At 69.8% G+C, this 22,384-nt stretch carries 23 protein-coding genes and 1 tRNA gene; 10 read left to right on the forward strand and 14 right to left on the reverse strand.

Translation table 11 applies throughout. The annotated features are described in order from the left end of the window. Positions 1 to 49 precede the first annotated feature (49 nt). From BJ970_RS07595 to nth, 3 genes are read right to left on the reverse strand one after another with little or no spacing between them, the layout of a single operon-like run. Positions 50 to 760 (reverse strand): NUDIX hydrolase, encoded by a 711-nt coding sequence (locus BJ970_RS07595; protein WP_184725394.1) that lies wholly within the window; start codon positions 758 to 760, stop codon positions 50 to 52. Then, complete coding sequence (locus BJ970_RS07600) at positions 757 to 1,392, reverse strand: TlpA family protein disulfide reductase (RefSeq protein ID WP_184725396.1); 636 nt, start codon at positions 1,390 to 1,392, stop codon at positions 757 to 759. The genes BJ970_RS07595 and BJ970_RS07600 overlap by 4 nt, the downstream gene beginning before the upstream one ends. Next, entirely contained in the window at positions 1,389 to 2,219 is an 831-nt protein-coding gene (nth, locus tag BJ970_RS07605) for an endonuclease III (RefSeq protein ID WP_184725398.1), read from the reverse strand. The genes BJ970_RS07600 and nth overlap by 4 nt, the downstream gene beginning before the upstream one ends. Positions 2,220 to 2,462: 243 nt before the next feature. Here nth and BJ970_RS07610 point away from each other — a divergent pair, with 243 nt between their 5' ends. From BJ970_RS07610 to BJ970_RS07620, 3 genes are all read left to right on the forward strand, one after another. After that, positions 2,463 to 2,717, forward strand: coding sequence for a hypothetical protein (locus tag BJ970_RS07610; protein WP_029535541.1), 255 nt, complete (start codon positions 2,463 to 2,465; stop codon positions 2,715 to 2,717). A gap of 93 nt (positions 2,718 to 2,810) precedes the next feature. Next, on the forward strand, positions 2,811 to 3,485 hold the full coding sequence (locus BJ970_RS07615; protein WP_184725400.1) for a Crp/Fnr family transcriptional regulator: 675 nt from the start codon (positions 2,811 to 2,813) through the stop codon (positions 3,483 to 3,485). A 751-nt stretch (positions 3,486 to 4,236) separates the two neighbouring features. Then, on the forward strand, positions 4,237 to 5,475 hold the full coding sequence (locus tag BJ970_RS07620; RefSeq protein WP_184725402.1) for an MFS transporter: 1,239 nt from the start codon (positions 4,237 to 4,239) through the stop codon (positions 5,473 to 5,475). Positions 5,476 to 5,768: 293 nt separating this feature from the next. On the opposite strand, the gene BJ970_RS07625 is transcribed toward BJ970_RS07620, so the two are convergent. Continuing rightward, positions 5,769 to 6,566 (reverse strand): MBL fold metallo-hydrolase, encoded by a 798-nt coding sequence (locus BJ970_RS07625; RefSeq protein WP_184725403.1) that lies wholly within the window; start codon positions 6,564 to 6,566, stop codon positions 5,769 to 5,771. Continuing rightward, the gene (locus BJ970_RS07630) at positions 6,566 to 7,396 is read right to left on the reverse strand and encodes an NUDIX hydrolase (protein WP_184725405.1); all 831 of its coding nucleotides are present in this window, start codon (positions 7,394 to 7,396) and stop codon (positions 6,566 to 6,568) included. Before BJ970_RS07630 ends, BJ970_RS07625 begins: the two co-directional genes overlap by 1 nt. Before the next feature lie 144 nt (positions 7,397 to 7,540). Between BJ970_RS07630 and BJ970_RS07635 the strand changes: the two genes are divergently transcribed. Further along, the gene (locus BJ970_RS07635; protein ID WP_184725407.1) at positions 7,541 to 8,428 is read left to right on the forward strand and encodes a Gfo/Idh/MocA family protein; all 888 of its coding nucleotides are present in this window, start codon (positions 7,541 to 7,543) and stop codon (positions 8,426 to 8,428) included. Between the two features lie 81 nt (positions 8,429 to 8,509). On the opposite strand, the gene BJ970_RS07640 is transcribed toward BJ970_RS07635, so the two are convergent. From BJ970_RS07640 to sp36, 4 genes are all read right to left on the reverse strand, one after another. Further along, a complete protein-coding gene (locus BJ970_RS07640; RefSeq protein ID WP_312864154.1) occupies positions 8,510 to 9,571 on the reverse strand; it encodes a hypothetical protein in 1,062 nt (353 codons plus the stop codon). A 28-nt stretch (positions 9,572 to 9,599) separates the two neighbouring features. Further along, the gene (locus BJ970_RS07645) at positions 9,600 to 10,214 is read right to left on the reverse strand and encodes a hypothetical protein (protein WP_184725409.1); all 615 of its coding nucleotides are present in this window, start codon (positions 10,212 to 10,214) and stop codon (positions 9,600 to 9,602) included. Positions 10,215 to 10,600: 386 nt separating this feature from the next. Further along, positions 10,601 to 11,059 (reverse strand): RidA family protein, encoded by a 459-nt coding sequence (locus BJ970_RS07650; RefSeq protein WP_184725410.1) that lies wholly within the window; start codon positions 11,057 to 11,059, stop codon positions 10,601 to 10,603. Position 11,060: 1 nt separating this feature from the next. Continuing rightward, positions 11,061 to 11,219 carry a Sp36 family protein gene (sp36, locus tag BJ970_RS07655; protein WP_093157991.1) on the reverse strand — a complete coding sequence of 53 codons (159 nt, stop codon included), beginning with the start codon at positions 11,217 to 11,219 and terminating at the stop codon, positions 11,061 to 11,063. A 199-nt stretch (positions 11,220 to 11,418) separates the two neighbouring features. Here sp36 and bagA point away from each other — a divergent pair, with 199 nt between their 5' ends. Next, positions 11,419 to 12,420, forward strand: coding sequence for an ATPase BagA (bagA, locus tag BJ970_RS07660; RefSeq protein ID WP_184725411.1), 1,002 nt, complete (start codon positions 11,419 to 11,421; stop codon positions 12,418 to 12,420). After that, positions 12,417 to 13,556, forward strand: coding sequence for an ATPase BagB (bagB, locus tag BJ970_RS07665; RefSeq protein ID WP_184725412.1), 1,140 nt, complete (start codon positions 12,417 to 12,419; stop codon positions 13,554 to 13,556). Before bagA ends, bagB begins: the two co-directional genes overlap by 4 nt. 57 nt (positions 13,557 to 13,613) lie before the next feature. Here the strand turns inward: bagB and BJ970_RS07670 are convergent, their stop codons facing one another. Further along, a complete protein-coding gene (locus tag BJ970_RS07670) occupies positions 13,614 to 13,913 on the reverse strand; it encodes a WhiB family transcriptional regulator (RefSeq protein WP_184725415.1) in 300 nt (99 codons plus the stop codon). A gap of 248 nt (positions 13,914 to 14,161) precedes the next feature. Here BJ970_RS07670 and BJ970_RS07675 point away from each other — a divergent pair, with 248 nt between their 5' ends. Beyond that, positions 14,162 to 16,561, forward strand: coding sequence for a penicillin-binding protein (locus BJ970_RS07675; RefSeq protein WP_184725417.1), 2,400 nt, complete (start codon positions 14,162 to 14,164; stop codon positions 16,559 to 16,561). A gap of 109 nt (positions 16,562 to 16,670) precedes the next feature. After that, on the forward strand, positions 16,671 to 17,447 hold the full coding sequence (locus BJ970_RS07680; protein WP_184728951.1) for a siderophore-interacting protein: 777 nt from the start codon (positions 16,671 to 16,673) through the stop codon (positions 17,445 to 17,447). A gap of 73 nt (positions 17,448 to 17,520) precedes the next feature. Here the strand turns inward: BJ970_RS07680 and BJ970_RS07685 are convergent, their stop codons facing one another. Next, entirely contained in the window at positions 17,521 to 17,991 is a 471-nt protein-coding gene (locus tag BJ970_RS07685) for a GatB/YqeY domain-containing protein (RefSeq protein ID WP_184725419.1), read from the reverse strand. Positions 17,992 to 18,167: 176 nt separating this feature from the next. Between BJ970_RS07685 and BJ970_RS07690 the strand changes: the two genes are divergently transcribed. Beyond that, positions 18,168 to 19,130, forward strand: a complete 963-nt coding sequence (locus BJ970_RS07690; protein ID WP_184725421.1) for a metallophosphoesterase — start codon at positions 18,168 to 18,170, stop codon at positions 19,128 to 19,130. A gap of 51 nt (positions 19,131 to 19,181) precedes the next feature. After that, positions 19,182 to 19,255 (forward strand) — tRNA-Pro (locus BJ970_RS07695). A gap of 98 nt (positions 19,256 to 19,353) precedes the next feature. Here the strand turns inward: BJ970_RS07695 and BJ970_RS07700 are convergent. Genes BJ970_RS07700 through BJ970_RS07710 form a run of 3 tightly spaced genes read right to left on the reverse strand, consistent with a single transcriptional unit; the run spans position 19,354 to position 22,286 of the window. After that, entirely contained in the window at positions 19,354 to 20,586 is a 1,233-nt protein-coding gene (locus tag BJ970_RS07700; protein ID WP_184725422.1) for a site-specific integrase, read from the reverse strand. Further along, complete coding sequence (locus BJ970_RS07705) at positions 20,586 to 20,756, reverse strand: helix-turn-helix domain-containing protein (RefSeq protein ID WP_184725424.1); 171 nt, start codon at positions 20,754 to 20,756, stop codon at positions 20,586 to 20,588. Before BJ970_RS07705 ends, BJ970_RS07700 begins: the two co-directional genes overlap by 1 nt. A gap of 3 nt (positions 20,757 to 20,759) precedes the next feature. Continuing rightward, the gene (locus tag BJ970_RS07710; protein WP_184725426.1) at positions 20,760 to 22,286 is read right to left on the reverse strand and encodes a replication initiator; all 1,527 of its coding nucleotides are present in this window, start codon (positions 22,284 to 22,286) and stop codon (positions 20,760 to 20,762) included. Positions 22,287 to 22,384: the final 98 nt, after the last annotated feature.

The raw sequence follows: 22,384 nt of genomic DNA on the forward strand, positions 1-22,384 counted from the left end.
CTCACCTCATTCTCGCCGACGTTCGGCCCGCACCACGGTCTCAGACCGCTCAAGTAAGGCCGAAGCCGATGTCCTCGGCCTCTTCGGCGGCCCGCCACGCCTCGCCGAGTTCGCGCACGTCGGCCCGGTTCCATCGGCGCGACCAGCCGGCCAGGTCGAGTAACCCGGACAGCAGCCCGCCGGTGAACCCCCACACCAGCATGCCGGGCACCAGGAACGCCGGGCTCGAATGTCGTCCGGTCAGCTCTACCCGGAGCCGGTTCGCCGGATCCGTCAGCCAGGAGATCGGCACCCGGGCCACCGCCGCCGTCTCGCCGAGATCGACGGGCGCGACCGGAGACGGTTCGACCCAGTGGGCAATTACCGGGGTCACCCGGAAACCGCTGTGCGCCACGTGCAGTTCCGGCAGGGTCGCCACCGGGCGAACGCCCCCCGGCCGCAAGCCCACCTCCTCGACGGCTTCCCGCAGCGCGGCGTCGACGGGCCCGCGATCAACATCGTCGAGCGAGCCACCGGGGAAGGCAACCTGTCCGGGGTGCGAATTAAGCCCATCGGCGCGACGGAGCAACAGCACGTCCGGGCCATCCGGCCCCTCGCCGAAGAGCACCAGGACCGCGGCGGGACGGGCGTCCGCGGGTGGGCTCTCGCGCGGCCAGCCGAAGTGTCCCGGATCGAGGTCGGCGGTGCGCTTGGCCAGGCCCCGCAGCCAGTCCGGCAGTTCCGCCGGGTCGACCAGCGGTCCTGTTCGTCGCTGGTTCACTGGCCGCTCCCCGAGGTGCGCTCTACGGCGGCCCGAACCTCGTCCGGAGACTCGAACGCGACCGGCGGATCGATGCGACGCACCTCGCCGGAGGCGGTCACCAGGTAGCTGACCGGCAGCACGTTCGGCGCTTTGAGCGCGGCCCGGAGGCGGCCGTCCCCGTCATGCACGTTGGGGAAGTGAACGCCGAGCTCGGTCAGAAGGTCAAGACCGTCCGCCGGATCGCTTTGCACCTGCACGCCGAGAACGCGGATCGCTCCCGGCCGCGTCGCGTATGCCTGCAACGCGGGCAGCTCGGTGCGACACGGCCCGCACCAGGCCGCCCAGATGTTGATCAACGTGGGACCTCCGGCGACGGCGGCGCCCACGTCCACGGGCCGTCCGTCGGCGAGGCAGCTGCCATGCACTCCGGCCAACTCCGCCGGCCCGCCACTGGCCGCCGGGCAGGGTTGCAGCGCCGCCGCCGCGCGCTGCGCGGGGTCGACAACGCGAGCCGTCGCCGCTGGCCCGGGGGTAGCGGTTTCCGGCTGCCGGTCCGCGCCGCGTGGCCAGAGCGCGATTACACCCACCACCGCGAGCACGACCACCACGATGGTCCAGCGGATCTCGTTGCGGTAGGCGCGCAGGTTCACGCCACCGGCTCCTTGGCCGTGGCCTGTTCGATGGTGCGCTCCGGGACCTCGTCGACGATCCCGGCCAGCGCCAGCAGGCGCGGCGTCTCCGGGCCGCGCACCAGCTTCGCCGCCTCGGCCGGCTCGGTCGGCCCCAGCCCGTAGGACGGGCAGTCGTTGGCCAGCAGGCAGGCCCCGCAGGCTGGTTTGCGGGCGTGGCAGACGCGGCGGCCGTGGAAGATCACCCAGTGCGAGAGCATCGTCCATTCCTTGCGCGGGATGAGCTCGCCGATCGCGTGCTCGACCTTGACCGGGTCCTCCTCCGCGGTCCAGCCCCAGCGCCGGACCAGCCGACCGAAGTGGGTGTCCACCGTGATGCCCGGGACGTCGAAGGCGTTGCCGAGGATCACATTGGCCGTCTTGCGCCCGATGCCGGGCAGCTTGACCAGCTGGTCCAGCCGCCCCGGCACCTCGCCGTCGTACTTGTCCACCAGGGCCGCGCCCAGGCCCATCAGGGACGCCGCCTTGTTCCGGTAGAACCCGGTGGAGCGGATCATCTCCTCCAGCTCGGTGCGGTCCGCCGCCGCGTAGGCGGCGGCCGTCGGGTACCGCTTGAACAGGGCCGGGGTGACCTCGTTGACCCGCTTGTCGGTGCACTGCGCGGACAGGATCGTGGCGACCGCGAGTTCCAGCGGTGTTCCGAAGTCCAGCTCACAGTGCGCGTCCGGATACGCTTCGCGCAACGCCCGGAGCATCCGGCGGGCCCGACGGACCAGACCCAACCGGGTTTCACCGCCCGTGCGGGTCCCGGCAGTGCTCTTACGCTTGTTCCGAGCCAGGTCTGACACCCCACCAGACTACGGATTCGGTCGCCCCGGAAGACGACCGCACCGCGGTGACCCCGGGCCGCCCGGGGCGTGTCGAACACCGAACGCCGGACGTCCTGGATAAGGTGCCCGCTGACACGGTCCGGTTAACGGAGCGGATCATGAGAGCAGATCGTCACGTAAGGTGGCCGCATCGTCACGCTCACCGGTAATCCGACCCCGGTTACACCCGCCCCGAAGGCATGAGCGAGGATTCAAGTCATGATGGCTGCCTGGTTCGTCATCGTCGTGCCGCTCGTGATCATGTTCTTCACGCTCTTCATGGAGCGCGTGGAGGCCCGCCTGCGGCACGTTGCGGTGCAAGAGAACGAGGTGGAGGAGTTGCTGGAGAACGCTCGCCCCGACGAGGTGCGGGCACTGTTCCGGCAAGGCATTGGACGCGCGCTGGAGTTGTTCCAGCTTCGCAGGGTGGGGCGCGCCGGTAGGCTGCGTACTCGCCGCTCCCGCGACCAGTCTTAGAATTACTGGTAGTGATCGGCGGCACACCGCTAGATTCGCACTTGCGGGTCCGGCACCACAGACAGCCGCCGCGTCTCAACATGGAGGGACGAGGTGGACGAGACACTGGCCCGGGCCGGCATCTTCCAGGGCGTTGAGCCGGCCGCGGCAGAGGCACTGGCCCAGTCGCTGGAACCGGTGGAGTTCCCGCGAGGACACGTGATCTTCGCCGAGGGCGAGCCGGGTGACCGGCTCTACATCATTCAGTCCGGCAAGGTGAAGCTGGGACGCAAATCCCCGGACGGCAGGGAGAACCTGCTGGCGATCATGGGGCCGTCGGACATGTTCGGCGAGCTGTCCATCTTCGATCCCGGGCCGCGCACCTCGACGGCGACCACGGTCACCGAGGTCCGCGCCCTGAGCATGGACCGCGCGGCGCTGCGGCAGTGGATCGCCACGCGTCCGGAGATCGCCGAGCAGTTGCTGCGGGTGGTCGCGCGCCGGCTGCGCCGGACCAACGGCATGCTGGCCGATCTGATCTTCACCGATGTGCCGGGCCGCGTTGCCAAGGCACTGCTGCAACTCGCGCAGCGCTTCGGCAGCCAGGAGGCAGGGCTGCTGCGGGTGACCCACGACCTGACGCAGGAAGAGATCGCCCAGTACGTCGGAGCGTCGCGGGAGACCGTCAACAAGGCGCTGGCGGACTTCGCGCACCGCGGCTGGCTGCGGCTTGAGGGCAAGAGCGTGCTCATCCTCGACCCGGAGCGGCTGGCCCGCCGCGCCCGCTGACATATCAGCGACGCCGTGAACTGACGCGCGTCGGCCGATGGGTCCGGGCCGAATCCCGGACTCCCCAGCTGGCGTGCGTTTTTCGTTTCCAAGACCAACCTTTCGGCCCGCTCCCGGGTGCAAACGTTGATCCAGCGGGTGAGAGGCGGGGGCATGGACTGGGCAGGAGCAACCTGCCCGCCCCGAGGTTGCCGACTCCAGCGGCGGTGAACTCCGGTGGTGGCGACCGAGTTGCCGTCACTCTCAGTAACCGAGAGGGAACCACTTGTGGGTGACACGCGTCCTTATGGCTGCGGCTGAGACAGCGGCGGGGGCGGTTTCAGCGGTGGCGGCGGAGGCTCCTGCTGAGGCTCGCTCGCCCGGCCCGGAGACATCTGGCATGCGAAGGGGCTGGGCGCCGCCCCCGACGCGGCGCTCCAGCCCCTTCACATGTGCGTGGTTCGTCCCCCGACGACTAACCACGCTCCCCCGATCCTCCGATGCGTCGGCCCCGAATCCTAAGCACCAGAGGAAAGCTCTCCTGTCGACGATGCTTCACGGCCCATGCCGTGTGCAACACCTCTCAACCTCCAAGACGCGGCTACCCACAGCCCGGTTGCAGGATTCACCCGGATTGCGTAGCCGCCTTGGTAAGAGTGTGCCCGGTTCGCCCAGAGGGCGAACCGGGTAGAAGGTCCCTACTTCGGGCGTGAGGCGGATTACCCGGAAAAAGAGCTGGTACCGCCGTACCATAATCGGGATACTGGTTCGCGTGTCCCAATCCGCGTCCCTAGTCGATTACCGCACCGCCCTGACTGCTCCCGGCGCTCGCGGGCCGGTCGTGGCCTCGTTGCTGGGCCGCTTGCCGATCGCGATGATCGGCCTTGCGCTGATGTTGTATGTGCAGCGGGAGACCGGGTCGTTCGCGGCGGCCGGGTTGGTGTCGGCGGGGGCGCTACTCGGCGTCGCCTGCGGCTCGGTCGCGCAGGGCCGGGTGATGGACCGCGTGGGGCCGTCCGTGCCGCTTCATGTGATGTCCGGTGTGTTCGCGATCCTGGTGGCCGTCGAAGTGGTGGCCATCGAATTGCACGCCCCGCTGGTGCTGCTGACCGCGCTGGCGTTCTTGGTCGGGGGCAGCGAGCCGATGGTGGGGCCTGCCTCGCGCGCGCTCTGGGGACGACTGCTCCCGCCCGGCCGGGCGCGGGACGCCGCCTACGCGTACGAGGCGATCAGCATGGAAGTCTTCTTCATCCTCGGCCCCGGTCTGGCTGGGCTCATGGTCGCGATGCCGTGGCCGGGGACCGGAGTGGTGGTCGGCGCGGCGTGCATGATCATCGGCAGCGTGGGCTTCGCCGCCACCCACGCCGCCCGCGGCCACCGGCCGGGGCTCGCGAAGCGTGCCGACGGCAGCCTGCTCGGAGCGATCGCCAGTCCGGGGATGCGAACCGTGGCGCTCGCCGCGCTGGGCTTTGGCATCCTGATCGGCTTCGTCGAGGTCGGCGTGCCTGCCGCCGCCATGCGGGCGGGACAACCCACCGCCGGTGGCCTGCTGTTGAGCGTGTTGTCGGTCAGTTCGGTGGCAGTCGGTGTCGCCTACGGGCTGCGTCCTTGGCCGCGCCCCATGCATCTGCGGCTACCCGCGCTGCTGCTCGGCTTCGCCGCATTGATCACGCTGCTGGCCTTGCCGTCGACGCTGTGGGGCCTGTGTCTGGCGCTGCTCGTGGCGGGCAGCCTGATCACGCCGCAGTCCACCGCGCACTCGGTGGCCATCGAGATCGCGGCTCCGCAGGGCACCTCCACCGAGGCATTCGGTTGGGTAGTCACCTCGGTGACGCTGGGCGCGGCCATCGGCCAGTCGATCAGCGGGCAGTTAGTTGAGCTCAGCGGCCCGCCCGCGGCGTTCCTGACCGCCAGCGCGGTCGGCGTCGTGGTCGCGGCGGTCCTCTGGCTGCGCCGCCGCACCCTGGTCCCCAGCGCCTCCCGCGCGGACCTCTCCCTCGCCTGGAGCTGACCCGCTTCGCCAGGTCGGGGCCACATGGTGCCGTAGCGCCCGAACGAACACCGGCGCTGCGGAGCGCTTCACCACCGCCTACCAGCCCCGGTACCTGGCCGAGGCGTTGCAGGCCTTCGGCCCGCAGACCGTCCGCATTGGTTTGCGGTCCAGCACGCGCCGGTCAACGGTGATCACCGGCGCGGAGCCGGACCCGAGCGGGGCCGAGTTGCACTACGTCCTGATGCCGAAGCGGTCGTGAGCGATCACCGTGTCACCGCGGCTTCGCCGTGGCGCGGCGACGGAGACCACGGTCAAGAGCGGAGTTCGCCTCTTTCGCGCAGGTAGGCGAGTTGGGCTTGGACAGTGAGTTCCGCGGCGGGCCACACCGAGCGGTCGACGTCGACGTACACGACCTCCACTACCTGGCGCGGCGTGACGGCGGGGCCATGGTCGCGGACGGCCGCCCGGACTTGGTCGAGCCGCTGTTCGCGGTGTTCCAGGTAGGCATTCGCGATCGTCCGGACGTCGGGCAGCTCCGGGCCGTGGCCGGGCAACACCCGCAGGCCCGGCGGTAGCCCGGCGAGCAGCCGCAGCGACTCGAAGTAGGAGCCCAGGTGGCCGTCGGGATACGCCACGACCGTCGTCCCCCGGCCGAGCAAGCTGTCGCCGGTGAAGACCGCTGGTTCCTCGTGGTCGACGACGAAGCACACCGAGTCGGCGGTGTGGCCGGCGGTGGCGATCACGCGCAGCTCCATGCCGCCAGCCTTGATGCTCTCGCCGTCCTGGATCGGCCCCGCGCCAAGGCACAACGCCGGGTCCAGCGCCCGCACTGGCGCGCCGGTCAACTCGGCGAACCGCGCGGCGCCTCCGGTGTGATCGCTGTGGTGGTGGGTCAGCAACACGAGCGACACCGGGCCCTGGTCGGCGACGCGGCGCAGGTGGTCGGCATCGGCCGGGCCCGGGTCGATCACCACGCAGTCGCCCGCGTCCGGCTCGCGCACCACCCACGTGTTGGTGCCTTCCAGCGTCATCGGCGAAGGGTTGTGCGCCAGCAGCACCGACGCGTACGGGGTGACCTGGCGCAGCGCTCCGTAGGCGGGGTGCTCCATCAGTTCGCCTCCTCGAATCCGGGTTCGCCGGGCATCACCACATGCCACCGACCGTTGCGGCGCACCAGTTTCGGGCTGATCTTGCCCAGGGTGCGCTCGGCCGCCAGCGCCGCCGCCATGCTGCCGCACTCGACGAGTTCGTCCAGCGTGATGCGGGTCGGCGGGAGCAGGTGGCAGCGGCCCTCCGCGAAGTCCGCGAGCGCCTGTTCCGGGGTTGCCCAGTACGCCTCGGCGGCCTCCGTGGTGACCGCGTCGGCGCGCTGCCCCTCCGGCATCGCAGCGAGGAAGAAGCGCGTGTCGTAACGCCTCGGTTCGCGCTCCGGGGTCAGCCAGTTCGCCCACGGGCGCAGCAGGTCTGCGCGCAGCACCAAGCGCTCGTCGGCGAGGAACTCCGCGAGCGACAGGTTGCGGGCGACCATCGCGGCGCGCGCCTCGGCGTAACGGCTCGTTTCGCCGACCACCGTCGCGGTGTCCGGCCCGGCCAGCAGCACCCCGGATTCCTCGAACGTCTCACGCACGGCCGCGCACACGAGGGCGCGGGCCAGCTCTGGCGAGCAGTCGAACCGCGCGGCCCACCATTGGGCATCCGGTCCGCTCCAGGCCACCGACGTGTCCGCGTCGCGTTGATCGACGCCGCCACCGGGGAACACGGTCATGCCACCGGCGAACGGCATGCCCTTTACCCGGCGTTGCAGGAACACCTCCAGACCCGTCGTGCCATTGCGCAGCAGTACCACCGTGGCCGCGTCCTTGGCCTCGGCCGGCTGCTGGGGTGGCGTTTCAGGCACAAAACCCGTTGGCAGTGACCGGTCTTCGGGCAGTAACACCATGCGGGTCACCCTATGCTGGAAAGCCCCGGGAAAGAGCTACCACAATCAATTTCTCACCGCGCGCGAAGTCCCCGGCCGACACGCCCGACGCGGTTGGACCCCCCAATTGCAGTAACCGCGACCGGTCAACGGCACGATGTCGGCATGGACGAAGCACTGCGGGTCGGCGTGGTCGGAGCCGGTCCCTGGGCCCATCGGGTGCACGGCCCAGGGTTGTACGCACACCCAGGAACGCGGTTGGCAACGGTGTGGGCGCGGCGGCCGGATGCGGCCAAAAGCTTCGCCGAGCCCTACGAAGCCGCGGTCGCCGACGGTTTCGAGGAACTGCTCGATACGGTCGACGCGGTGGCTTTCGCGGTGCCACCGGCGGTGCAGGCCGAGCTCGCGCCGCAGGCGGCGCGGGCGGGTAAGCACTTGGTGCTGGAGAAGCCGCTGGCCGCGGATCCGGCCGGTGCCCGCGAGATCGTCCAGGCGGTGGACGACAACGGAGTCGCTGCGCTGCTGATGCTCACCCGCCGCTTCGCGCCGGAGGTGCAGGCGTGGCTGTCGGGAGTGCGGGAGCTCGGCGGTTGGCAGGGCGGCACCGGCCGCTGGCTGGCGGGCGGCCTGCTCGCCGGCGACTACGCCGGGTCGGAGTGGCGCCAGCAGCAGGAGGGCGCGCTGATCGACGCGGGCCCGCATGCGATCGACCTGCTCGACGTGGCTCTCGGCGAGATCGAACAGGTGCACTACGCGCACCGAAGCCGCGACGACCTCTGGCAGCTCGTGTTCGGCCACGCTGGCGGCGCGACCAGCACGTTGACTTTGTCGCTGCGCATGCCGGTGCAGCCGTCGGTGGTCGACTTCGCGGTGTACGGGGAGCACGGCCATGCGCCGCTGGCCGGACGCCGGACGGCTGCGCGCGACTGCTACGCGCGGATGCTCGACGACCTCCTCACGATGATCCGCGAAGAGCGCTCGGAGCACCCCTGCGACGTGCATCGGGGCCTGCACTTGCAACAGATCCTCGCCGACGCGCAACAGGCGATCTAGCAGGACCTGTGTGTGCGTGGTGGTGCCAGAGCACCCCAGTGTGCGCACGGTGGTCAGCTGGAAAACGGCGTGGCTGAGCGGCTAGGAGCGCTGTTGCTGGGCTGTGTAGGCCGCCTGGTTGTTGGCCGGGGCCGCGCCGATCGGCGGGAAACCGCCGGTCCCGCCCGGCATGGTCGAGGTCCAGCCGTCCTCGCCGTTGCCCGCGCCATTCGGCCGCCTGGGCGCGGACCGCTCGCGTTGCGCGAGCTCCTCGTGCAGCTTGCGCAACAAGTTGCGCTCGCGGTCGGTCAGTTTCGCATCGACCGCCGGCGGCACCCGCATGCCGTTGCCCTCGGCTTGCGCATCGCCCGCCTCGGCGGCCTGTGCCACCGACTGCGGGGTCGATTGGTCCGGCTCCGCCGGAAGCTCTTCCGCTGCCCGCCGCGGCTTCGCTAACGCCGGCTGCGCATCCTCCCGCGCCACCGGGGCCGGGTGTTGCGCCTCTTCGGCCGGTGCGCTGTGCCGACGTGGCGTCGTCGACTGGTGGGTGGCGCGCTCGTCGAGGTGCACCCGGTGCGCTGCCGCGAGTGCTTCCCGGTGGTATTCGGGCAGCTCGGCGCCGCTGTCGAAGACGTCGACAGAGCAGCAGACGCCCGCCCGCCGCAGGGCCTCGATCAGCTGGTAGGCCACGGCCGCGGCGGAGCCTTCCGAACCCACTTCGGCGAGCAGGATGCGCCGCGGCAGCGCTCCATAACTGGCTCCGGCCGGAGTGGTCCGCGAGGTGCACCACAGGCCGCGCACACCCTGGAGCCGCCCGGTGACCGAGGCCAGCGCCGCCACCAAGTCGGCGTCGGCTTCGCCCGGATCGCCGAACCGGTGCTGTTCGGACGGCACCGAGTCCACCACGTGCAGCCGGTCCGTCAGGGCGTGCGCCGATCGGGTCTCGTCAAGTACCCGGCGCAGGTGGTACTGCTCGGTCGAGGTCACCGGGATACGGCCGGCCACCAGGCAGCCGGTGAGGAACTCGGCCGCGGCGTCCGGCCTACCGATGCCGAGCAGCTCGCGGATCGAGTTGATCCCATCGTCGTCCACCCGTCCGGTCACGGCCAGCAAGAGGTTGTGCAACCGGTCCACCGGGCCGGCCCCCTCAGCCACATCCACCACGCGCGCCTCCTTCACGGATGTCCGCCGCTCAACCGCGACGGCCGGCAAGTTCTTCGGCTCCCGCGCACACCAGCACCGACTCGGCGAGCGCGGCGTGGTGGTACGCGGTGGGTTCGAGGTCTGGCGGGAGCACCTCGACGCAGGGTTCGGGTTCGCCGAGCGCCCGCAGGACGCGCTGGATCTCCCCGGTGAGGCCGACTACATCGGCACCGGCCGTCACCAGCACGACCAGCTTCACCGCACCGTCCGCGCTGTGCCGCCAGCTGCTGCGCACCTCGCGGACGCCGGGTCGCCCGCGCAGCGTGGCGCCGAGCACCAGCAGCGCCGAATCGCCGACGCGGTCCATCGGCCGCTCGGAGCTGAATGCGTGCTGTCGGACGGCGTCGGGATCCAGGGGCAGGATGGCGTTGACCATCGCGGCGTCGGCGCCCAGCGGTACCAGCGCATTGGAAAGCAGCTGGTACTCGGCCTCGTCGAGCGCGATGCGCTCGCGGACCAGCGTGCCCGGCAGCATCCTCGCGACGATGTCGGCGGCGTCCCCGGCCAGCCAGTCTCGGAAGCGCCACAGGTGCCGGTCCGGCAGTCGGCCGGCGAGTCGAAGCAGTAGTTCGTGGCACAGCAGATCGGTTTCACGCACCGCCACGTCGGCCCCTCCAAGCCTCGCACGCCATCGACGCGGGTGTTGCCCGCGGCCCTCGACTCCCAGCTTCACCCGTCCAGGTGAACTTTGGTCGGATGGGCCGGGTCAAATCAAGCCCTTGGACGATCTTTTGCAACACAATGGAATTGATCTCGCCCGATTTGGGTTAGGACGGATTGGACGAACCCAAGCACGAGATGATCGCAGCGTACTGGGCGTGGATGCCGCTTCATGGCCGAGGCACCGAAAGCAATGCACGCGATACCCGCCGACGACCCGCCGTGACGCAAGCAAAACGCGGCGTCACCCAAAACCAGGTGACGCCGCGCGATAACCGGTCGTGAGCGCGCAAGTCGGGCTCCTGCCCCACTGCTCGCTCACTACCGCGATCACTCGACTTCGACGATCAGTTCCACCTCGACCGGGACGCCGAGCGGCAGTTCGGCCACGCCCACCGCGGAGCGGGCGTGCTGGCCTGCCTCGCCGAAGATCTGACCAAGCAGCTCCGACGCGCCGTTGACCACCCCGGGCTGCCCGGTGAAGCCCTCCGCCGAGGCCACGAAGCCCACGACCTTGACGACGCGCACCACCGAGTCCAGGCCGACCAACGCGTCCACCGCGGCGAGCGCGTTGAGCGCGCAGATACCGGCGTACTGCTTGGCCTCGTCCGCGCTGATCTCCGCGCCGACCTTGCCGGTCGCCGCGACCTCACCGGCCACCATCGGCACCTGGCCGGAGGTGTACACCAGCGAACCGGTGCGCACCGCGGGCACATACGCCGCGACCGGGGCCACCACCTCGGGCAGCGGAACTCCGAGCTCCGCGAGGCGATCCGTCCACCGACCCATGTCAGGCCTCCTTCGGCCGCTTGAGGTAGGCCACCATCTGCTCGCCGGTCGGACCCGGCAGGACGGAGACCAGCTCCCAGCCGTCCTCGCCCCACTGGTCGAGGATCTGCTTGGTCGCGTGGATCAACAGCGGAACCGTCGCGTACTCCCACTTCTGCATGCGTGCAGCTTAGGAGACCGGTCACCGGGCTTACGCCGCCGCGCTCCGTGGCCTGCTTCACAACCGAGGGCTTGCGGCACGGATCTGGCGTGCACCCTGCGTAGCCAGCGGAGAGCCGCCGGTCTCGCCGCCGATCACGGCAAGCGGCCGAGTTCGCGACCGACGGACATTTTGCGAACTCGGCACTTACGCTGATCGTGTGACCGACTGGGACGGGGAACTGAATCAGGCCCGACTGCACGTCGTCAGCGGCAAAGGTGGCACCGGCAAGACCACCGTCGCCGCCGCGCTGGCTCTCGCGCTGGCCACCGGCGGTCACAAGGTGCTGTTGATCGAGGTGGAGGGCCGACAGGGCATAGCCCAGCTCTTCGACACCGCTCCGCTGCCCTACGCCGAGGAGTGGATCGCCGCGGCACCCGGTGGTGGCGAGCTCCGGGCGCTGGCCATCGACGCCGAGGCGGCGCTGCTGGAATACCTGTCGATGTTCTACAACCTCGGCTTCGCCGGACGCACGCTGCGCAAGATGGGCGCGATCGAGTTCGCCACCACGCTCGCGCCGGGCCTGCGCGACGTGCTGTTCACCGGGAAGATCAAGGAATGCGTCGGCCGCACCGACGAGCGCGGCCGTCACGTCTACGACGCGGTGGTGGTCGACGCGCCGCCGACCGGCCGGGTGGTCAAATTCCTGGACGTCACCCGGGCGATGGCCGACCTCGCCAAGGTCGGGCCGATCCGGGACCACAGCGACGGGGTGGTTCGCCTGCTGCACTCCGGGGACACCGTCGTGCACCTGGTAACGCTGCTGGAGGAACTGCCGGTGCGGGAAACCCTGGAGGCCGTCGCCGAACTCGATGCCGCCGACCTGCGGCCAGGCGCCGTGGTGTGCAACCGGGTCCGGCCCAACCGGCTGCCTACCCGCTCGGTCGCCGCGGCCGCCGCCGGCCGGGTGGACGGGGCGCGGGTGCGCACCGGGTTGACCGCCGCCGGACTGCACGTCGACGAGGAGACCCTGGACGGGCTCGTGCACGAGACGATCGAGCACGCCATCCGCGCCAGCACCGAGGACGAGGCCCGCACGCAACTCGCCGACACCGACCTGCCGACCGTGTCGTTGCCCGACCTCACTGCCGGTATCGACGTCGCAGAGCTCTACGAACTCGCCGAGATACTCAACGAACACGGCATCCGGAGCCCCCGATGAGCGAGCAACTGCGACCCGCGCAGGTCGACATCGACGCATTGCTGGACGACCCGAACACGCACATCGTCGTCTGCTGCGGCTCCGGCGGCGTGGGCAAGACGACGACCGCGGCGGCCCTGGCGGTGCGCGCCGCCGAGCGCGGCCGCAAGACCGTCGTGCTCACCATCGACCCGGCCAAGCGGCTGGCCCAGGCGCTCGGCCTGCGGGAACTCAGCAACCAGCCCAAGCAGGTGGTGGCCGAGGGCTTCGAGCCGACCGGCGACCTGAACGCGATGATGCTGGACATGCGACGCACCTTCGACGACATGGTGCTCGCGCACGCTGGCCAGGATCGGGCCGAGCAGATCCTGAACAACCACTTCTACCAAACGATCTCCACGTCGTTCTCCGGCACGCAGGAGTACATGGCGATGGAGAAACTCGGCCAGCTGTCCGCCTCCGGCGCCTGGGACCTGATCGTCGTGGACACCCCGCCGAGCCGGTCCGCGCTGGACTTCCTGGACGCGCCGCAGCGGCTGTCCACCGTGCTGGACGGTCGGCTGATCAAGATGCTGTCCAGCCCGGCCCGGGCGGGTGGCAAGGGCCTGCGCAAGCTCGTCGGGGCCGGATTCGGGATATTCGCCAAGGCGGTGTCCACCATCATCGGCGGCCAGCTGCTCACCGACGCCGCCGCATTCGTGCAGGCCTTCGACTCGACCTTCGGCGGGTTCCGGGAGCGCGCCGACCAGACCTACCGGCTACTGCGGTCACCCGGCACCGCGTTCCTGGTGGTCGCCACGCCGGAACCGGACGCGCTGCGGGAGGCCGCCTACTTCGTGGAGCGGCTGGCCGGGGAACATATGCCGCTGGTCGGCCTGGTGGCCAACCGTACCCACCCGGTTTTGGCGGCGCTCTCCGGCGCCCGGGCCGCCACCACCGCCGAGGAAATGGAGCAGGCCGGTTCGGCGCCGCTGGCCGCAGCGGTGTTGCGGGTGCACGGCGACCGCGTCGCGGTGGCCGAGCGCGAGAAGCGGCTGCTCGCCCGTTTTACCCGGGCGCACCCGGAAGTGTCATTGGTCGGGGTTCCGGCGCTGCCGTCGGATGTGCACGACCTGGCCGGGCTGCGGGAGATCGGCCGCCGGCTGGCCGGTGAATGACGGTCGCCGGGCCGGGCAATCCGCGGTTGCGAATTGCCCGGTCAGACTCCAAATGGGCTAACTCACTTGGTACTCGGTGAAATCGGCATAATCCTGCCGGGCGGCTTCCAGCAATTCTCGCCAGTTGCGGACATCGGGCCGGCGCCGCAACAACGCGCGCCGCTCCCGTTCCGTCATTCCGCCCCACACACCGAATTCGATCTTGTTGTCGAGCGCCTCGCTGAGGCACTCGGTACGGACCGGGCAACCGAAGCAGACCATTCGTACCTTGCGCTGCTCGGCACCGCGGACGAACAATTGGTCCGGATTCTGGTCGCGACACGCGGCATTAACCCGCCAGTCCCCCTGCTCGAACATAGAGTTCCCCCAGCTCCTCACTGGATCGTCGGCGACTGTTTTTCGTCCGGAGCCCCCCGGCACCGGATGTTGTGCTCAGAACTGCTTCAACCACAACAGTGCTGTCGCTGGACGTAGACGGACTGTAGAGCCCCCCGGTTCCACAACCAACCAAGGGTTGTCGCTCCGTTATCTTTGGTACTCATCACATCGGGCGGATCTTGGCCGTGACAGTCTGTCACGAAGCGGCGCGGATTTACTCTGGCGAAGTGCGTGTCCGAGACGGCTTGCTGAAGCTATTCGGTCTGTGTGTGCTGGCTGGCGTCCTGGTGGCCGGCCTGTTGTTCCCTATCGCGGGGTCACTCGGAGTGGTCTCCAACCGCGCCAGCGACGCGGTCAACAGCATCTCGACCGACCTGATGATCAAGGAACCACCCCTTGTGACGACCGTCACAGATCGGGACGGTCGGCCGATCGCGTACCTATTCGAACAGAACCGGACCCCGGCCTCGCCCGACCAGATCGCGGACACCATGAAGGCCGCGATCGTGGCGATCGAGGACCGGCGGTTCTTCGACCACCGCGGCGTCGACTGGGCGGGCACGGTGCGCGCCGCCGTGACCAACCAGATGTCGGGCGAGATCGCGCAGGGCGGCTCGACGCTGACCCAGCAGTACGTGAAGAACTACCTCGTGCACGTGGTCGCCGCCGGCGACCCGGTCAAGCAGGCCAAGGCCATCGAGCAGACCCCGGCACGCAAGCTGCGCGAGATCCGGATCGCATTGCAGCTGGAGAAGCAGCTCAGCAAGGAGGAAGTGCTCGCCCGCTACCTCAACGTCGTGCCCTACGGAAACCAGGCTTACGGGATCGCGGCCGCCGCGCGCACCTACTTCAACACCACGCCGGACCAGCTGACCATCGCCCAGGCGGCGCTGCTGGCCGGCATGGTCAACAGTCCCAGCGCGCTGAACCCGGAGAGCAACCCCGGCGAGGCGCTCAATCGCCGCAACCTGGTGATCAAGGCGATGGAGGACCAGCACCGGATCACCCCCGAAGCCGCGGCGGAGGCCCGCAACGCGCCGCTCGGCCTGGCGCAACCCTTGCAGGGCATCCCCAACGGTTGCGTCGGCGCCGGGCCGTCGGACGGGTTCTTCTGCAAGTACGTGATCGACTATCTGGAGCGCTCCGGGTTCACCGAGGAGCAACTCAAGCGCGGCGGCTACACGATCCGCACCACGCTGGACAAGCGCGCCACCGACGCGGCGAAGACCGCCGCCGAGCGCGGCGTCCCGAAGATGACCAAGGGCGTCGCCAATGTGATGAGCGTGGTGGAACCCGGCCAGGACAAACACCGGGTCCGCGCGCTGGTCGCCAACCGCGACTTCGGCAACGACGCCGCGAAGGGGCAGACCGCGTACGCGCTGCCCAGCGGCGTGGCCAAGTTCGGCGCTGGGTCCGTCTACAAGGTGTTCACCTCGGCGGCCGCGCTGGAGAAGGGGATGGGCATCTACAACACCATCCAGGCCCCCGGCTCGTACACGTCAATGGTGTACAGGAACGGCATGGCGCCCTACACGGTCGGCAACGCCGAAGGCGTGGCGCCGGGCCCGCGCACCTTGCAGATGGCCCTCGCGACCTCGCCGAACACCGCGTTCGTCGCATTGCAGGAACGCGTGGGACTCGCGCAGACGGTGGACATGGCGGCGCGGCTCGGGATGCGCCAGACGCTGCTCGCGCACACTGCGGGCGGCGAACCGTTGGCGCCGAACGGCTCCAACGGGCAGTCCCAGGCCGATCAGGTCAAGCAGCGCAACATCGGCGCCTTCACGCTCGGCTACGCGCCGACCAGTCCGCTGGAGCTCAGCAACGTTGCCGCCACCATCATGAGCGGCGGCGTGTGGTGCCCGCCGACGCCGATCGAGCAGATCCAGGACCGCAACGGCAACCCGGTGTCGATCACCGAGGACCCGTGCGAACAGGCCGTGGACACCGGCCTGGCGAACGCGCTGGCGGTCGGGATGAGCCGGGACGACCAGGCGGGCGGCACCGCTGCCGCCGCGGCCAGCTCGGCGGGCTGGACCCGTCCGCTGGCCGCGAAGACCGGGACAACCGAAGCCCACCAGTCGGCCGGTTTCATTGGTGCCACCCCGCAGTTCGCTGGCGCCGTGCTGACCTTCAGCGACGGCACCTCGCCGCAGGGCATCTGCGACAGCGATCCGCCCAGGCTGTGCGGGGTCAACGGCGGCAACATCTACGGCGGCAAGGTGCCGGCGCGGACCTTCTTCGACGCGATGAAGGTCATCCACGAGGGCCTGCCGGTGGCGCCGCTGCCGCCGACAACCGAGCGGTACGAGCAGGGCGGCGACGAATTCCAGGTGCCCAACGTCGTCGGCCTGGAGGCGAAGCGGGCCACCGACACGCTGCAGAAGGCTGGCTACAAGGTCCAGGAGCGTTCGGTGAACAGCGGACGCAGGCAGGGCACCGTGACCAGCCAGACGCCTCGGGGCTTCGCGCTGCCCGGCGAGGTCGTGACGATCTCGGTGAGCACCGGCTATGTGCCACCGCCCTCGCCGGCGAAGCCGCCGCCCGGTGCGGCGCCGCCACCACCCCCTGGCCCGCCGCAACGGCCGGAGATGCCCGGCCTCCCGACCGGGGGCTTCCCGCCGTGACACCCTCCGGCGATTTCATGGAGCTAGGCGTGCTGCGTGCTGGTTTCCGTTGAAATCGCCACCCGCCAGGGCCCGGCAACGGGTTTCTAGACTCGGACGCGTGACGAGCATGCAGGCGAGCACTAGGCGCGCGCGATCCCGATACCGGTTGCTTGACGTGCGGTCGACCGAGCGCATCACGCCACGGATGGTGCGCGTCATACTCGGCGGTTCGGGGCTTTCGGACTTCGCCAGCAACGGCAGCGACCAGCGGATCAAGCTGTGTCTGCCGCAGCCCGGCCAGCCGATGCCGCTGGGCCGGACCCGCGCCGAGGTGTTCGCGCTGCCCCGCGAGCAGCAGCCGCGCCAGCGCACCTACACGGTCCGCTGGTTCGACCCGCAGCGGTTGGAGCTGGCGATCGACTTCGTCGTGCACGACCACGACGGGCCGGGCAGCACCTGGGCGGCGCAGGCCGCGCCCGGCGAGCAAATCGTCACCGTCGGCCCCAGCCCGGCGTACCGGCCGCAGCCGGACGCCGACGCGCTGGTGCTGATCGGAGACGAGAGCGCGCTGCCCGCCATCGGGGCGATCCTGGAGGAGCTGCCCGCCGAGGCGCGCGTGCAGGTGTTCGCGGAGGTCGCCGACGCGGCGGAGGAGCAGTCGATCTCCTCGGCCGCCGCGGTGGCCTGGCACTGGCTGCACCGCGACGGCATCCCGCCAGGCGAAAGCACGCTGCTGGCGGACGCGCTGCGATCCGCTCAGCTCGGCCCGAATCCGCACGTGTGGATCGGCGCGGAAGCCGACGTGGTCCGCCAACTGCGCGAACACTGCCAGCAGGAGCTCGCGCTGGACCGGCGTCGCCTGTACGCCCTCGCCTACTGGCGCCGTAACGCCACCGGCGACTGACCGCGGTCCCGACACGCCAACCCGGCCGACCAACCTGGTTCGGCGATCATTGAGCCGCTGTCTCGGGTCGGCGTCAGCCAGCCAGTTCGGCCTTGACCAGGGCGGCGACCTTGCCGCCTTCGGCGCGACCGGCGACCTTGGCGTTGGCCGCCTTCATGACCTGGCCCATCTGCTTCATGCCCGGCCGCTCGCCGAGTTCGCCCGCCACGTCGGTGACGGCGTCCTTGACGAGCTGCGCCAACTCGTCGTCGCCGAGCGGCTTCGGCAGGTAGGCCCGCAAGATCTCGGCCTCGCCGAGCTCGGCCTCGGCCTGCTCTGCGCGCCCGGCCCCGCGGAATGCCTCGGCGGCCTCGTCGCGCTTCTTGGCCTCCTTGCTCAGCACGCGCTGCACCTCCTCGTCGGTGAGTTCGCGCGCCTGCTTGCCGGCGACCTCCTCCTTGCTGACGGCGGCCAGCGCCATCCGCAGGACTCCAGTGACGACGGTGTCGCGTTGCTTCATCGCGGCGGAAAGGTCCGTCCGCAGCTTGTCCTTGAGCTCGGCCATGTGCTGATTATCCCGCTTGGGGCGCGGAGCCAAGCCGCAGCCGGTGGTTGGATTGATCGTTGTCCCCGAGAGGCGGCTAATCCGCCTAGCGCCCCTACGACCCGCACCGGCGTCCAGAGCGAGTCCGCAGGCGGGCAGTCAGCCGCTGGGACCGGTGTCGTCGTAGGGTTGGTGGGGTGAACAAGTTCGGGCGGATTCTGCTCACCACGGGCGCCCTCGGCGCCGCCGCGGTCACCTACTCGGCCGCGATCGAACGGCGCCACTGGACGCTGCGGCAGGCGACGCTGCCGGTGCTCGCCGACGACGCGGCACCGCTGCGGGTGCTGCACATCTCCGACCTGCACATGACCCCGAACCAGCGGTCCAAACAGCGGTGGGTGGCCGCCCTCGCCGACCTGGACCCCGATCTGGTGGTCAACACCGGCGACAACCTGGCGCACCCGCAGGCGGTGCCCGGGGCGCTGCGCGCGATGGGCCCACTGCTGGACCGGCCGGGCGTGTTCGTCTTCGGCAGCAACGACTACTACGGGCCGACCGCGAAGAACCCGGCCCGCTACCTGCTGCCGTCGGCCAAGGCCAAGCGCCTCCACGGGGAGCCGCTGCCGTGGCGCGATCTGCGGGCTGCAATGACCGAACGGGGCTGGCTGGACGCGACGCACCGGCGGCACGAGATCGAGGTCGCCGGGATGCGGATCCACCTGGCCGGGCTCGACGACCCGCATCTTCACCTGGACCGCTACGACCTGATCGCGGGCCCCACACCGGCCGACGCCCAGCTGCGCCTGGGCGTGACGCACTCCCCCGAGCCGCGTGTGCTGGATTCGTTCGCCGAGGACGGCTACGACCTGGTGCTGGCCGGGCACACCCACGGCGGGCAGCTGCGGCTGCCCGGGTACGGGGCGCTGGTGACCAACTGCGAGCTGGACCGGTCGCGGGCGCGCGGCGCGTCCACCTGGGGCGAGCACATGCACCTGCACGTCTCGGCGGGCCTGGGCACCTCGCCGTACGCTCCGGTGCGTTTCGCGTGCCCACCCGAGGCCACCCTGCTGACCTTGCTGCCCCGCTCCGAGAAACTCGCTTCAACCAGCGGAAAGTCCGCCAGAGGGACCCGGTCCGGAGCGGGTCAAGGCGTCCGCTAGACTGTGATCCGGCGGTTGGACGAGCACCCGAGATGTTCGCCGCTGGAAGATCGGGGTGTGGCGCAGCTTGGGAGCGCGCTTCGTTCGGGTCGAAGAGGTCGTGGGTTCAAATCCCGCCACCCCGACAAGGCAAAGGGCCTGGTCAGAGCTCCACACGGAGACTCCGACCAGGCCCTTTCCCATTCCTCAGACCAGCACCAGTCAGCGAATAGTCAGCAGGCGATCAGCGGACGGGTACGGGCCCGTTGGCGTCGTCGTCGCCATTCTCGTCGTCGAGTGCGCGGAGGATGCGGTCACCGTTGTCGGTGCGGCGGGTGTAGAGGTCGAGAGTGGTTGAGGAGCGCTCGTGGCCCATGACTCGCTGGACCATGTTCACCGGTACGCCGTCGTCAACGAGCCAGGTGGCGTAGGAGTGGCGGAGGTCGTGGAATTTCAGTCCGCCTTGGGCGTGTCGTGCCACCTCCTTCACCACGGCCGCGTAGGTGATGAACTCCGCCGACACCGGGTCGCCATGCTCGCCAGTCCAGGAGCCGACCCAGGCACCAGAGGAGGTCTGGGTAATCTCGCCGAGCAGGCCCGCGCGGACGAGTGCCGGTTTCCACACCCGGGAACGGAACAGGGTCCGCCTAAGCGGCTTGCCGACCGTGTTGGTGAACACCGGGCCCTGCTCCGATGGTGGCCAGGCTCGAACGTGCTCACGGATGATCTCGACCAGCCATGACGGAAGCGGGACCGTGCGGCGACCGGCGCTCGATTTCGGGAACGGTTTGAACGAGGTGTGTCCGCCGACCTCCACCACGGTTCTGATCACGCGGAGCGTGCCGTTGTCCAGGTCGAGGGCATCGGAGCACAGTCCGGCTACCTCGCCCCAGCGCAGCCCCGCCCCCGCCGCAGTGGCCACGACAGCCCGGTAGAACTGGGGAACCGCAGGCAGCAACCGCGAGCGGACGTCGGCCCGGCTGATGATGCGTTCGTCGGTGTCGCGCTTGCGCTTCCTCGGAATCCTCACCTCCTCAGCCGGGTTGAACGGGATGAGACGGTTCCGGACAGCCGACTTCAGCACCCCGGAGGTCAGCCGGTAACACTCCACGACCAGCGCGCGAGAGTGCTTTTCACAGAGTTGCGTGATCCACTCCTGCACGGCCATATGGTCGATCTTCGACAGCTGCCAGGCGGCCCACTGCGGTAGAACGTGGTTGCGCATGACCGACCCGTCACGTGCCGCTGTCGTGATCTCGGTATTCCAGGTGCGCATCCACCGTTGCGCGTGATCACCGAACAGCAGCCGCCCGGCATGGGGTGAGACGTAGGAGCCCTGCGTCTTCTGCGTCTCGATCTGGGCCAGGAAGGCACTGGCCTCCCGTTTGGTGCGGAAGGTTTTGGCCCGTTGCTTGCCTTCCGGGTCGCGCCAGTTCGCGCGCCACTTGCCGCTCGGGGTGGGATTGACGAAACCCATCAGGCCCCACCCCCGGCCAGCCACGCATCAAACCGCGCCCTGGGAATGACCCAGCGCTTACCCAGGCGGAGCGAGGGAATCACGCCGTCGCGGACCTGCCCGTAGGCCACGCCACGAGAGACGCCGAGCACCCCGGCGACTTCGTCCACTGTGTACGTTTGACGTTCCATTGATCAGTCTTTCCTTTCTGTTGCGTAGCGGTGTTTGCGTGCCTCTCGCTGCCGTTCGGCGATAGCGGCAGCCAATTCGCGTTCTTCGGGGGTGTGGTGGCCGACGCTGACCAGGGACCAGTGGTTGACCACCGTGATCGAGTCGTCGGTGACCCCGAGTTCGGCGAGGGTGTGTTCGTGCCGGTAGCGGCGTCGGTCGTCGCGGATCTGCCGGAACGGCACGGAATACGCCTGGGACTTGGTGAGGAAGTGGCCCCGGAAGGCGAGCATGTGTGCCCAGCGACGCAGTTTGAGCGCGTCCACTGGGTCGGGGCGGTCGCCGAGTTCGGGGTGGAGGCGGTGTTGCCGGACGGTGCGGGTGACCTCGCCGCCGTTGCCGCAGGTGGCGCAGTAGTGGGCGTGCTGGCAGCCGCACCCGTCGGTGTGGTGGAAGCCGTGGGGGTGGCAGTCCGGGCAGGGCACCGGGGCCCCGAGATCCCAGGCGGTCTGGATGATCCGGCGGTGGTGCGGGGTGATGCGTAGCCGGTCGATGTCGGCCTGGGAGCGGATGGGGCGGTCGGCGGCTTCACTCTTGCCGGTGCCTTTGGTGGCGTATTTGGCCACGTAGGAGGCCAACCGGTCATCGGTGATCACACCGCGCTCATCCTCAACCTGACCCGCCTGGACGGGGCGAATCGGGCGGATGTCAATCTGCTCTCCGAAAGCCAGCTCCCAGGTGCGCCCGTCGATGTCGGGCGAGGTGATCCGGGTGCCGACGTGGGCAGTGTGGATGGCGTTGGTGAGTGCCTGGACGGTGCCCCAGGTGGGGGTGGGGTCGCCGGGTCCGTCTGGTCCGTCGAGGCGGATCACGGCGTGGAAGTGGACCAGCCCGCGCCGCTGGTATTCGGCCACCTTGGCAAACGAGAGCCGGGCGTGGTCGGCGAACGCGCGTTGCGGGAGCCCTGCGGCGTGGGCGAGGTGGCGTTTCAGGGCGGTGATGAACCGGTGCCAGAGTTGGCCAGCGTGTGCCTGCCAGAGAACATGACCGAGATAGTCATAGGTGCCTGGGTCAACCGGCTGCCCGAGGCGGGGATCGTCGGGATGGTGGAACTCCCCACAGCGGCACGGGATCGCCTTGCCGTGGGGGGTGCGGCGGTTGTGGACCGGCCCGAAGCTGGGGGCGGTCAGGGTGAGGAACAGGCGTGGCTTGTCGGCAACGGTGACCGGGATGCCCTTGGTGCCCCCGGCCAGCCCGGCGCGCAGCAGGTGGAAGGCGTCGGCGGCGTAGCGGTCGGAGCAGGCGGGGCAGACGCTTTCGCGGCGGTTGCCGCAGGGCACCATCACCCGCCCATGCAGCGAGTCCAGCACGGTGCCGGTGGTGTTGTCCTGAACCGCCCACGAGCCCGACAAGCGGATGGGTTGGGTGCAGCCGCCGAGCCGTTCGATATCGGTGCGCCACTGCGCAAACCCGGCTGCGCGGGCACGGCGCTGGAAACCATCGGCGGTGATCCGCTGGTAGTCGGTGTGGTTGATGAGAGCGGTTGGGGGCAATGGGTGTCCACCTCCGGACAAACACAAAGGCGGGACACCCCCGGACCCATTGGCCCTACGGTGGTATCCCGCCGAGCTGACATTGGTTCCGGGTATTC

Source organism: Saccharopolyspora phatthalungensis (assembly GCF_014203395.1).
Lineage (GTDB): Bacteria > Actinomycetota > Actinomycetes > Mycobacteriales > Pseudonocardiaceae > Saccharopolyspora > Saccharopolyspora phatthalungensis.